Below are 12,285 nucleotides of genomic sequence, written 5' to 3'. Positions count from 1 at the left end.
AAAGCATGTTGGATTTCATCACGAGGTTCTTCCGGCGCGAAGAAGCCAGCGGCAGCCAGGCCAAGGAGCGGCTGCGTTTGGTGCTGATGTCGGACCGCGTGTCCCTGGCTCCGGAGATCTTCGACGCGATGAAGGGTGAGATGATCTCGGTCGTGCGCCGCTACCTGGATATCGATGAGGGCGGCTTGGACGTGCATTTTGAAAGCGCCGAGCGGCGCTTCATGCTGCTGGCCAACATCCCGGTGCTCAGCATCCGTCCGAAACCCAATGGGGATGGACACGCAGCGCTCGTCTCAGAGAAGATGCCTCGGCGCCGCCGCCGGCGCCGCAAGCCGCAGGTCGCGCCTGACGCGGAAACGCCATCGGTAGAGCCGGACGCGCCCGTGGAGCCGGACACGTCCTTGTAGTGCCGGGGCTTTAGCCCCGGTTGTCCAACCTACCCTAACCCCATGCTGGAACGGCCCTGGTATCAATCGCTGAACTATCCGCTGCTCGCAGCGGCTATTGCGCTTTCGGTCTTCGGCTTGATCGTCATCAAGAGCGCCGCGCTGCACATCCCGGGGGGCCGTAGCGATTTCACCCACCAGCTTGCATTCCTCATCGTCGGCGCGGCGCTCATGCTCGCGTTCGCCTTCGTCGATTATCATCTCTGGCAGCGTTTGGCATGGCCGCTGTACCTTCTGAACATCCTGATGCTGGGAGCGGTGGCGGTCGCGGGGCATCAAGCGCTTGGCGCTCAGCGCTGGATCGGCATCGGGCCCTTCGTCTTCCAGCCGTCAGAGCCGGCCAAATTGTTCATGATACTCTCGCTCGCGGCGATCCTGGCAAGCCCCAAGCGCTCGTACCAGCACATTTGGGAGATGTGGCTGCCGATCGCGGCGGTGGTCGTGCCGGCGGCGCTCGTGATGAAGCAGCCGGATCTCGGCACCGCGCTCGTTCTCATGGCGATTCTCACCGTCATGCTCTTCTTTGCGCTGCCGAAGATTCTTCATTTCGCGGCGTACGCCGTAACCGTGACGCTCGGAGGCTTCATCGCGGTGGCGACGCCGTATTTCCTCAAGGGCTACCAGCGCCAGCGGCTGCTCGTGTTTCTCGATCCCAAACACGACCCCCAGGGCGCGGGTTGGAGCCTCATCCAGTCCAAAATCGCGGTCGGTTCCGGCAGTCTCGCAGGCAAAGGTCTGTATCAGGGCACGCAAACGCAGTTGGGCTTCGTGCCGGAGCACGCGACCGATTTCATCTTCTCGGTCATCGGCGAGGAACTCGGCTTCCTCGGCGCGCTGGCGCTGCTCGGGCTCTACGCGCTGCTGCTCGGGTCCGCCATGTTCGCGGTCACGGCGGCACGCGACAAGTACGGCTTGCTCGTGGCGGTGGGCATCATCGCTATGTTCACCTTCCACATGCTGGTGAACATCGGCATGACGATCGGCATCATGCCGGTGACGGGCATCCCGCTGCCCTTCATCTCCTATGGCGGTTCCAGCCTGATCACGTCTCTCATGGCGGTCGGCATCTTGCTGAACATCCATCTGCAACGCGACAAGATGTCCTTTTCAGAATCAGGCTGATGGTTGAGGCGATCGGCATCCTCCTGCTTACTGGATTCGGCGCGCTCTGGTTGCTGATGGCGGCGAACTTTGCAAGCGTCCTCGATTGGCGCGCCTGGCTCGGGGTCGGCCTGGGCACGGCGGCGCTCGCAGCCGGCGCAGTCAAACAGATGCTGATCGCACAGCATCTGCCTCAGGTCCCGGCTGCGGCGACCTCGGCAACGAGCGCCTGGTTTTGGACCATCGTGAGCCTCGAATGGATCCTCATCATCGGCGCCATCATTCTCGTCGCTCGCCAAGGCAGGCGCGATCTCATCGTGTCGCTCATCGCGCTCATCGTGGGGTTGCACTTCTTGCCGTTGGCCTGGATCTTTGGCGCGAAGCTGTACTATTTGACCGGCGGGGTGATCGCCGCCGCGTCGCTAGCAGCGCTTGCTTTGCGAGAGCGCCGGCAGCGGCAGGCTGTGACGTGCCTGGCGTGCGGGATGGTGCTCTGGCTGACGTCCGCAGCCATACTGCTTGTCCCGCGATAAAGGGCGGATGAGGGCGGTTCGGCGAATACCATGGATGTTGGCGCCGCAGTCCACACGATAAAACGGACGCCGCCATCTGAGAAAGTTTTTTCGACTCATCGGGCCCCGCTTGAGCAGGCAGCACTAGACTAGGGCCGCCGCGGCTCGCGGAACAACCCGGTGGACTACGATCCGGAGCAACGTACAGATTCTACAATCCTTCCCCAGAACAAAGCGCGCAGCTTCGATTGACGCTGCGCCGGAGCTCTTTGCTACTATGCAAAGCGCTCGTTTTTGCTTTCCTTTAGAACAGGTACACTTTTTTGAAAACCGAGATACTCATTTCATGCGACGATTGGGAGAACCGCGTCGCAGTGCTCGAAGAAGGCGCCCTTGCTGAGATCTATTTCGAACGCGAAGAAAAGGTCATCGGCTCGATCTATAAGGGCCGCGTCGAGAACGTCCTCCCGGGCATGGGGGCGTGCTTCGTCAACATCGGGCTCGGCCGCAATGCGTTCCTCTATGTAGACGACATCCGCCGCGACCCGATCAACATCGGGGAGACCGAGATCACCGACCGCCGCCGCGGCAGCACGGTCGGCGAACTGCTCAGGGTCGGCGACGAGATCCTCGTCCAGATCGTCAAAGAACCGCGCGGGCTCAAAGGCGCCCGCGTCTCCACGAACATCTCGCTGCCGGGGCGCTACCTCGTGCTCATGCCGACCGGCCGCTACTCGGGCGTGTCGTCGCGCATCGAAGACGAGCAGGAGCGCAACCGGCTCAAACAGATCATGCGCCGCGTGCGTCCCGAGGGCATGGCCACGATCGTGCGCACCGCCGCGACGAACGTCAGCGAAGCCGAACTCATCGCCGACCTCGGCGTGCAGCTGCGCCTGTGGCACAGCATCCTCGAATCGTACAAGCGCGCTAGCGCGCCCTCGCTGCTGCACAAAGATCTGAACCTGGTCTTCAAGGCCGTGCGCGACTTCCTCACGAGCGACGTGGAAGAAGTCCTCATCGACTCCAAAGAGCAGTACGAAGAGATCCGCAATACCATGGCGCTCTTCGGCCCACAATATCTGAGCCGGCTCAAGCTGTGGCAGGGGCCGGGCAACCTATTCGCGGTGCGCGGCATCGATGAAGAGCTGCAAAAACTGCTGAAGCCCAAGATCTTCTTGCCCTCGGGCGGGCATTTGGTGCTCGAATCCACCGAAGCGCTGACCGTGGTGGACGTCAACACCGGCAAGTTCACCGGCGGCAAGAACCTTGAAGACACGCTCGTGCGCACCAATATCGAGGCTGCGGCAGAGGTCGCACGTCAAGTGCGGCTGCGCGACATCGGCGGCATCATCGTGGTCGACTTCATCGACATGGCGCACGAGCGGAGCCGCGCGCAGGTGATCGCCACGCTGTCCGATGCCTTGCGGCGCGATCGCACGCGCAGCACCATCCAAGAATTCTCAAATCTCGGGTTGCTCGAGTTCACGCGCAAGCGCGTGGGCAAGGACCTGGCAGGTCAGTTGCGCTCGGAGTGCCCGTACTGCGCCGGGCTCGGCACCGTGATGTCGAGCGAGACGCTGGCGATCGCGCTGCTGCGCCAGATCCGCCAAACCGGCATCGACGGGGGCAACAACAAGAACTACGACATCGTGATCGATCCTTCGGTCGCCACGCAGTTGATGGGCTGGTATCGCGAAGAGTTCGACAAGCTGGCCAAGAGCATGAACGCGGAGCTGCGCCTGTTCGTGCAGCCGCATCGCCATCGCGAGCAGATCGTCTTCGAGCCGGCGCATCGTCAGCGCCGCCCGGTGCTGGTCGGCAAAGACATCGAGGCCGACCTGCTGCCCGTGCGCATGCCCGATCCGTCCTCCGGTATCGCCGTGGTGGACGGCATGCTCATCGAAGTCAAGGATGCTGCGAGCGGCGCGGGTCTTACGGCGAAGTTGAAGATCACATCGGTTGACGCGAACATCGCGCACGCCGAGTTGGCAGAACCGCTGCAGGTCGCAAAACGGCGCCGCAGGCGCGGTCGCAGCGGCCGTGCCGCCGCAGAGGGCGAGGAGACCAAGGAGATGCCGCGTCCGCCGGCGACTCCGGCACCGGCTCGCGTCGACCGGATAGCGATGCCGCGCAACGTGTTCGGTTTGGAAGAGGACGAAGAAGAAGAGGATTATACGCTGCGCGGCGGCCGTCAGGCCGGCGGTGCCGGGCGCGGCAGCGCGCGGCGCGATCGTCCGGTCGCGCGCGCCGGAGCGGCCGGAACGGGCCGGCGCGATGATGCGCGCCGCGAAGCACCCCGGCGCGATGATGCGCGCCGTGAAGCACCCCGTCGCGATGAAGCCAAGCGCGATGAAGGACGCCGCGACGAGAGCCGGCGCACCGGCACACGCCCGCCGGCGCGCGGAGGACGACCAGGTTCTGCGCGCGGCGGCCGGCCCGGCCGTGCCCCTGAAACGCGCGGTGGATTCCAACCGTTGATCGTCGGCGGCGAATCCGACATCGATTACGATGACGATGACGACTCGGCGGTCGTGATCGTGCCGGAGAAGCGCCAAAGCGGACTTCCCGCGCCGGCTGCGGCGCAAGAAACCGAAGAGAGCGCAGAAGCCGCGCGCCGTCGCCGTCGCCGTCGTCGCGGACGCGGAGGCAGGGCTGCGCCGTCGCACGAGACGGCTGCGGGCGACGAAGAGACCGAAGACGAGTTGGTTGTGGCGGATACCCCGGCGATCGACGACGAAGAGGAAGCTCGTCCGAGAGATTCGGACGCGCCCGAACCGCGCCGCCCACGCCGATTCTTCGGGCCGGTGAAACAATTGTATGGCGCACCGGTGGACCTGGAATCAGCAAATGCGCCGATACGCGAGCGACCGCGCCGCGAGGGCGAGCGCGAACCGCGCGTGCGCGAACCACGCGCGCGCGATCAGCGCGAGCGAACGGCGCCCGCGCCGCGTGCACCGCGGCCACCGCAAGACGAATTCGACGAAGACGAACTCGACGTCGTCATCGGCCCATCACAGCCGGCCGCGATCGATGTCGAATTCCAGGAAGCGCCGCCGCCGCGCATGCGGCCTCGCGAACCGCGCGAAGATCGCGGACCGCGCGAACCGCGCGAAGATCGCGGACCGCGCGAACCACGCGAAGATCGCGGACCGCGCGAACCGCGCGACGGGCGTGGGCCAGGCGATCGTCCGGAACGCCCGCCAGGCGGGCGAGGCGGCCGCGAGGATCGGGGCGGTCGCGGTCGAGGACGCGGACGGAGCGACGGCACGCCGCGCACCGTCAAGCAACTCTATCCGCCGCCCGGAAGCGAGCCGGAACCGGTCGTGGAGGGCGGAACCGCGCCCAAGAACCCGCCCATGGGGCGTCGCAGGCCTTCGCATGGCGCCATGAAGCGGCAGCCGGGAGCGGCGCCGCCGCCCAAGGGCAAGATCCGGCAGCTGTATCCACCGCCGCCCGATGACGAATTCGAAACGCCGATGGCATCGCAGAGGCCAGAAGCGCATACCCCGGATAGCTCGCTTTTCGTCACGGATGAAGACGATCTCGACGAGCGCCGCCTGCGCGCGCGCGAACGCGCGGAGGAACGCCGACGCGAGGACGCCCCCGACGGAGGACCACCCGAGGGTGCGCCGCACTTCCGGGCGCCTATTGGCGAGCCGTTCATCGACGAGACCGAGGAGTAGGGCTAAACGCAATGGCGTGCATTCTGACGTTCAACGGCAAGACGCCCAAGATCGGCAAGGGCGCGTTCATCGCGCCCACGGCCGCCTTGATCGGCGACGTGGAGATCGGCGATGGCGCGAGCGTCTGGTTCGGCGCCGTGCTGCGCGGCGATGAAGCCGGCATCCGCATCGGCGCGAAGACCTCGGTTCAGGATAATGTCGTCATCCACGTGTACGAAGGTCACGACACCGTGATCGAAGACCATGTCACGATCGGGCACGGCGCTATCTTGGAAGCCTGCCATGTCGGGCGCGGTGCGCTCATCGGCATGAACGCGGTCGTCCTCGACCGCGCCAAGATCGGTGAACGTGCGTTGATCGCCGCGGGCTCGGTCGTGCTGGAGGACCAAGAAATACCCCCGGCATGTTTGGCTGCCGGCGCGCCGGCCAAGGTGAAGAAGAAACTCGAAGGCAGCGCGGCTCACTGGATCGAGATCGCGGCCGACGCGTACGTCCGGCTTTCAAAGGACTATCGCGAGCAAGGCATCGGCATCGTCGACGAGACGTTAGTGTAGCCACGGACCCTTAGGTCCGTGTATTGAGCCGACGTTCATCGCGGACGCGGCGCGATTTCAGGTCTGTTCGTTTGAGTGAATTCGGTTCGCAGAGCTCGACCGTCGGCCGGATGCCAAGCACCCGGCGCAGCGCCGCGGTTACGCGTCCCGCCAGATCGTCGGGCGCACCGCCGATTGGCGTGGTTTCGACGCGAACGCGCAGATCATCGAGTTGGTTTTCGCGCGTGACGACGATCTCGAACTCTGATCCGAGCCCGGTGAAGCTGCGCAGCACATCCTCGATGGCGCTCGGATAGACATTTTCGCCTCGGATCGTGAGCATGTCGTCGATCCGGCCGATGATGCCCCGCGGAAAACGCGGGTAGGTCCGGCCGCACGCGCACGGCGCGTCGGTCCATTCGGCGAGATCACCGGAGACGAGCCGGATCATCGGTTGGCAACGCCGCTCGAGTTGGGTATAGACGGGCGTACCCGTGCCGCCGTATGGCACGCGTTGCCAGGTTCGCGGATCGAGCAATTCCGTGTAGACGAGATCCTGCCAAAGATGCATGCCGGTCCGCTGAGCGCATTCGGCGATGTTCATCCAAGGCGTCGCTTCACCCATGCTGCCCGAGTCGATGCAACTCGCGCCGAACGTCGATTCGATCAAGCGCTTCATGGACGGGATTCCGGCTCCCGGTTCACCTGAGAAGAACATGATGCGCAAGCCGAGCGAGCGCGGGTCGATGCCTTCAGCGCGAGCGACCTCCGCCAACCGCAGCGCATAGGACGGTGTTCCGTAGAATGCGGTCGGACGCAGCTGCCTCATCCACTGGATCGCCTGCGATGTTTGGCCTGCGACGCCGGCCCCGAACGGAAACACCGCCGCACCCAGGCGCTCCGCGCCGAGCAACGTCCCCCAGGACCCGACGTAGAGCGAGAAGATCGAGCCGACGAACACCGTGTCGCTCGGCCGCAGACCGAAACTCCACATGATGCGAGCATGCGCCTCCGCGATGCGGTCCATATCATCCGCCGTCCAGGCGAATGCTGTCGGCCGGCCGCTCGTCCCAGAGGTGCCGTGGATGCGCGCGATCTCAAGCGGTTCGATGCAGAGATACGAACCGTAGGGCGGGTGCTCCGACTGGTCAGCGCGCAGATCGGCCTTGTTGATCGTCGGCACGCGCTCAAAGTCGGCGAGCGAGCGGATGTCGCCCGGCTGCAACCCGGCTTCGGACCAACGGCGGCGATAGAAGGGGGCTCGATCGTACGCCCAGCGCATAACGGCCTGGATTTTCGAAAGGACGACCGATGCGCGCTCGTCTGCCGACATCGTCTCTCGGCGCCGATCCCAATAAGGCTCCTTGGCTTGAGGACGATAGCCGGAGTCGTAGACGGGCGGCCAGGCCGCGGTTAGCGGCGCGGATCCCGCTTCGGTCACGTTCTTACGTCTTCTCCCGTGTCGACTCTCGCTCGGCGACCAATCGCGTGATGCCGTCGACGAGATCCTGCGTCGTGGCTTCTGCGTCGAAGAGCGCGCGCACGCCCAGCGCCTGGAGTTTCGGCATGTCCTCGGCTTGGATGACGCCGCCGCCGATCACGATCATGTCGTCCGCGCCATGCTCCTTGAGAAGGCCCATCACTTTGGGGAACACGGTCATATGCGCACCGGACAGGATGCTGACGCCGATGACGTCGACGTCTTCCTGCATAGCCGCGTTGACGATCATCTCCGGCGTCTGGTGGAGCCCCGTGTAGATGACTTCCATGCCAGCATCGCGCAGCGCGCGGGCCACGATGCGCGCGCCGCGGTCATGACCGTCAAGTCCGGGCTTGGCGACGAGAACTCTGATCGGCATCGGTCAGAAGACCGGCTTCTCGACATAGACGCCGAAAAGCGGCTTTAACGCACGGACGATCTCGCCGATGCTGGCACGTGCCCTCACAGCGTCGATCGTCGCCGGCATGATGTTCTCATCCGTGGCGGCGACGCGCACGAGCTCTGCGAGCGCCGCGTCGACCGCCGGCTGCCGGCGCCGCTTTTTGGTGGCGGCCAACCGCTGCAGCTGACGATTCGCCGCGGACTCGTCGACGCGGTGCACTTCGAGCGCGGGGCTAGGGCTATCGTCGCGATACTTCGTCACGCCGACGAACTCGAATTCGTGCCGCTCCTTTCGCCCATACAGCTCGTATGCGGCGTTGGCCACTTCGGTCTGGAAGAAATTGGCGTCGAGGCAAGCGACCACACCGCCGCGCCGATCGATCTCCTCGAAATAATCGCGGCAGGCGCGTTCGATGTCTGAAGTCAGCCGCTCGACGGCATAGGATCCGGCAAGCGGATCGATGGTGCCGACGACGCCGCTCTCTTCCGCGATGATCTGCTGCGTGCGCAGCGCGATCTTCATCGCAGCCTCGCTGGGAATGGATAGGGCCTCATCGTAGCCGTTGGTGTGCAACGATTGCGCCCCGCCGAGCACGGCCGCGAGCGCCTCGAGCGCCGTGCGCGAGATGTTGTTCAGCGGTTCGCGCGCCGTGCACGAGGCGCCCGCGGTTTGGCAGTGAAAGCGCAACCTCATGGATTCGGATCTTTTCGCTCCGAATCTATCCTTCATGATGCGCGCCCAAAGGCGCCGCGCTGCGCGGAACTTCGCGACCTCTTCTAAGAAATCGATCTGCGAGACGAAATAGAACGATAGGCGTGGCGCGAAGCTGTCGACGTCGATGCCCAGTTTGAGCACTTCCTCGACGTATGCGATCCCGGCCGCAAGCGTGAACGCGACCTCTTGGACGGCGGTGCTGCCGGCCTCGCGCGTGTGGTAGCCGCTGATGTTCACGGGATTATAGTGAGGGAGGTGGCGTGCGCCGAACACGATCGTGTCGCGCACGATGCGGATCGCGGGCTTGGGCGGGTAGACCCATTCCTTTTGCGAGACGTACTCCTTGATGATGTCGTTTTGCGTCGTGCCTGAAAGTTTTTTCCAATCGAAGCCGCGCTCTTGCGCAGCCACGAGATACATCGCGAGAAGGATCCAAGCGGTCGGATTGATGGTCAGCGAGACGGAGATCTTCTCGAGGTCGATATCGCGGTAGAGCTCGAGCACATCGTCGACGGTGTCGACGGCGACGCCCTCGCGCCCCACTTCGCCCTCGCTGAGCGGGTCGTCGCTGTCGTAGCCCATGAGGGTGGGCATGTCGAAGTCGGTCGAGATGCCCGTCTGGCCCTGCGCGATGAGGTAGCGGAAACGCGCGTTGGTATCTTCAGCGGTGCCGAAGCCTGCGATCTGACGCATCGTCCACGGCTGCGCGCGATACATCGTGGGATATGGACCACGCGTGAACGGATACTGACCCGGGAAGCCCGCATCTGCGAGGTAGTCGTGATCGCCGAGGTCCTCAGGCGTATACAGGCGCTTCATCTCAACGCCGCTGAAGGAGCGGAAGACTTGTCGTCGCTCCGGACGCTTTTCGATGAAGGGGAGCAGCGTCATCTGCTCCCAAGCGCGCGTCGCGTCTGAAAGGGGAACGTGCTTGAGAGTCTGTGCGCTCATCAGCCGAACTCCTTGACCCTTTTGAAACGAGCACGGGGCGACGTGCCCGGGTCCCAGCTATTATAGGGACTCGCTAGGCGGTCCTAGGCTAATGTGGTATGCCGGACTTTAGTCCGGCGAGTCCACGTTTGGGTTGATCGCGATGCGCAAGCGGTTGTATGCCCTGCGGACCTCAAAAGGGTCCGAAGAAAACCCGGCCTGCCAGTAGAGTCGCGAAAGAAGCTCGGCACGCTTTTCACGACGGTCTGGACCAGGTGCAAGTGCCAGTACCGCATCGACGCCCTCACTGACCCAACGAGGACACGTGCCACAAACCACATTGAGGTCTCGAAGCGCCGACTGGACGTGACCTGGGTCGAGTTGAGCGTCGGACCGTTGATCGGCGGTGCGTGTGGGCGGCACTTCCCCCAATGCTCGAAACTTCCGAACATCGCGCGTGTAGCCAACCAAGCCGGCTGCCGAGAAGACAATCGCGGTGACGACCCTATAGGTGAAATACATGACCAAGATGATCATGTAGTAAAGGGCTAAACCCTTGGTTAACCGTTGATCTCCAAACGGCGAAAAAACAAGCAAAATGGGCAGATAGATGGCCGAAAGAAAAACGATAATGGCGACCCACACCGCTATTGTAAATCGCTTGGAAGCAGGCCGGGTCTTCATCGGTGGGCGGGCTGATCGGAACCGGCCAGGATAGCCTCGACTGCGCGCAAGTCGGACAGTTCGTCGACGTTCACGCCTAGCTCCGGGTCATCCGAGAGCACGCCGCGGCAGCGCAGCCCGGTCAGTTCGTCCGCACGGCGCTCGATGTCGGCGACGTGCGCGTAGCCCAGAGCCACCTTCAGCACGAGTCCCACAGAGAACAGCGATGCAAGCCGCAACGGCGACTTGCGATACGCCACGACCTTTTGCAGAATCGCTGCGATGCGCGACGCCGAGCCGGCTCGAAGCAAGCTCACCCCTGCACCGCAAAAGACGCCTTCGCGCAGCCGCACCCAGGTATGGCGTACCTGCGGATATTTTCGCTCGTGCGATGCCCGGCTCACGAAGCCGTAGCCGACGTCGCAATCCTTCGCGAGCGCGGATTCGGCAAACGCGTCGATCGCGCTAGACGTGACGAGCGGGATGTCGGTCGCAGCGACGAGGACGAGCTCATCGTCCGCAAGACCCGCAAAGCCGGCGAGCAAGCTGTCGATCAAGCCCGCGCCCGGCTCGACGACCTCGTCGCACAGCTCCCAGCCAAGCTCGCCGAATTCCGCATCGTACGCTTCAGGCGGCGTCACGCATCGGATGCGACGGACCGAGGACGCGCCGCGCAGCGCTGACAAGACGCGCTCAAGCATCGTCTCTTCACCTATGCGCAGGTACGCCTTATTGGGAACGTCGTAACCGGCGCCGCGGAAGTCGGGTTCGAGAACGCCGCCCGCTAGCGCGACCGCGGTCAGCACACGTTATGCATCGGCGAAGGTCGTCGCGCAGGACCACTCTTGCGGTGTGAGGCTCAGCGTCGCGTGCGCGCGCTGGGCCGCCTCTATCGTTTCGAAGAAGCCGGCGACGCACGATCCGCTGCCGCACAGCAACGTGGCAGCGGCGCCTGCGGCGCGCAGCCGATCGGCGGCGCCGGCGATCGGCGCAAAGGCTCCCGCGATCACCGTTTGAAAATCGTTATGCAACAACGCGCAGGCCTGGGAGAAGTCGGCGGCGCGCAGGGCCGAGGCGAGCGCATCGATGCCGTCGTCCTCGCGGCCGGGAACGTCGACCCCGCGAGACTCGTCGAGGAGACGGTAGGCGTTGGATGTCGCTATCCGCACGCCGGGTTGGAGCAGCACGATTCCCCACGGCGGCGGCGGAACTGTGAGCGGACGCACGCGCTCGCCTGCCCCCTCGACGACCTTGAAGCCCGGGAACAGACACGCGGCCACGTCAGAGCCGAGTTGGGCGGCGAATCGCACGAGCGCATCATCGGAGATCGCATGCTGCTGCTCTCGCGCCCGCTCCGCGACGATGCGCAACATCGCCGCCGCGTCGGCGCTGCCGCCGCCGAGACCGGCCTGCGTCGGAATGCGCTTGCGCAGACGTACTCGTAAGCCGGACAGGTCCGCCCCAAGGGCCTTGGCGGCCCGCCACGCCAGGTTCTCTTGCTGTGGGATGAGCGCGCCTTCGCATTCGAAAGAGAAGGGGCCGCCGGTCGACGGCAAGACCGACATTTCGTCCGACAGCGCCAAGTCTGCCATGAGCGAACACAACTCGTGCAGCCCGCCGGGGCGGCGCCCGAAGATCTTGAGGCGCAGGTTCAGTTTGGCCCGCGCGGCGAGCGTCAAGGTCTCAAGCGGCGAAGTCACCGCGAGGCCTTCGCACGGGCGAAAAGGGCGTCCTTTGGCGCTCTGGAGAATTAAGATGGTCCTCCCGAAAGCCGCGAAAAAGGCCGATATAATTGATGTAAGGCTGGGCCCTTATGGTCC

General features: G+C 64.4%; 11 protein-coding genes. 5 read left to right on the top strand and 6 right to left on the bottom strand.

All coding sequences use genetic code 11. The features are described from left to right. Window positions 1-5 precede the first annotated feature (5 nt). The 5 genes from minE (at window position 6) to VN934_00715 (ending at window position 6,296) form a co-directional block, all read left to right on the top strand. On the top strand, window positions 6-407 hold the full coding sequence (gene minE / locus VN934_00735; GenBank protein ID HXM17317.1) for a cell division topological specificity factor MinE: 402 nt from the start codon (window positions 6-8) through the stop codon (window positions 405-407). A 42-nt stretch (window positions 408-449) separates the two neighbouring features. After that, complete coding sequence (rodA, locus tag VN934_00730) at window positions 450-1,568, top strand: rod shape-determining protein RodA (GenBank protein HXM17316.1); 1,119 nt, start codon at window positions 450-452, stop codon at window positions 1,566-1,568. Next, a complete protein-coding gene (locus tag VN934_00725) occupies window positions 1,568-2,080 on the top strand; it encodes a hypothetical protein (protein HXM17315.1) in 513 nt (170 codons plus the stop codon). The genes rodA and VN934_00725 overlap by 1 nt, the downstream gene beginning before the upstream one ends. A gap of 302 nt (window positions 2,081-2,382) precedes the next feature. Beyond that, window positions 2,383-5,742 carry an Rne/Rng family ribonuclease gene (locus VN934_00720; GenBank protein ID HXM17314.1) on the top strand — a complete coding sequence of 1,120 codons (3,360 nt, stop codon included), beginning with the start codon at window positions 2,383-2,385 and terminating at the stop codon, window positions 5,740-5,742. 11 nt (window positions 5,743-5,753) lie between these two features. Next, window positions 5,754-6,296 (top strand): gamma carbonic anhydrase family protein, encoded by a 543-nt coding sequence (locus VN934_00715; GenBank protein ID HXM17313.1) that lies wholly within the window; start codon window positions 5,754-5,756, stop codon window positions 6,294-6,296. 10 nt (window positions 6,297-6,306) lie between these two features. Here the strand turns inward: VN934_00715 and VN934_00710 are convergent, their stop codons facing one another. From VN934_00710 to ispE, 6 genes are all read right to left on the bottom strand, one after another. After that, window positions 6,307-7,716: an AMP-binding protein gene (locus VN934_00710; GenBank protein HXM17312.1), complete on the bottom strand. Its 1,410-nt coding sequence runs from the start codon at window positions 7,714-7,716 to the stop codon at window positions 6,307-6,309. A 4-nt stretch (window positions 7,717-7,720) separates the two neighbouring features. Beyond that, window positions 7,721-8,134, bottom strand: a complete 414-nt coding sequence (locus VN934_00705) for a cobalamin B12-binding domain-containing protein (GenBank protein ID HXM17311.1) — start codon at window positions 8,132-8,134, stop codon at window positions 7,721-7,723. Between the two features lie 3 nt (window positions 8,135-8,137). After that, complete coding sequence (locus tag VN934_00700; protein ID HXM17310.1) at window positions 8,138-9,823, bottom strand: methylmalonyl-CoA mutase family protein; 1,686 nt, start codon at window positions 9,821-9,823, stop codon at window positions 8,138-8,140. A 108-nt stretch (window positions 9,824-9,931) separates the two neighbouring features. Then, complete coding sequence (locus VN934_00695; protein HXM17309.1) at window positions 9,932-10,447, bottom strand: hypothetical protein; 516 nt, start codon at window positions 10,445-10,447, stop codon at window positions 9,932-9,934. A gap of 35 nt (window positions 10,448-10,482) precedes the next feature. Then, window positions 10,483-11,271 carry a nucleotidyltransferase family protein gene (locus VN934_00690; GenBank protein HXM17308.1) on the bottom strand — a complete coding sequence of 263 codons (789 nt, stop codon included), beginning with the start codon at window positions 11,269-11,271 and terminating at the stop codon, window positions 10,483-10,485. A gap of 3 nt (window positions 11,272-11,274) precedes the next feature. Then, window positions 11,275-12,165, bottom strand: a complete 891-nt coding sequence (gene ispE / locus VN934_00685) for a 4-(cytidine 5'-diphospho)-2-C-methyl-D-erythritol kinase (GenBank protein HXM17307.1) — start codon at window positions 12,163-12,165, stop codon at window positions 11,275-11,277. Window positions 12,166-12,285 lie beyond the last annotated feature (120 nt).

The organism is Candidatus Tumulicola sp., from assembly GCA_035601835.1.
Lineage (GTDB): Bacteria > Vulcanimicrobiota > Vulcanimicrobiia > Eremiobacterales > Eremiobacteraceae > DATNNM01.
This window is presented reverse-complemented; position numbering and strand designations above follow the sequence as displayed.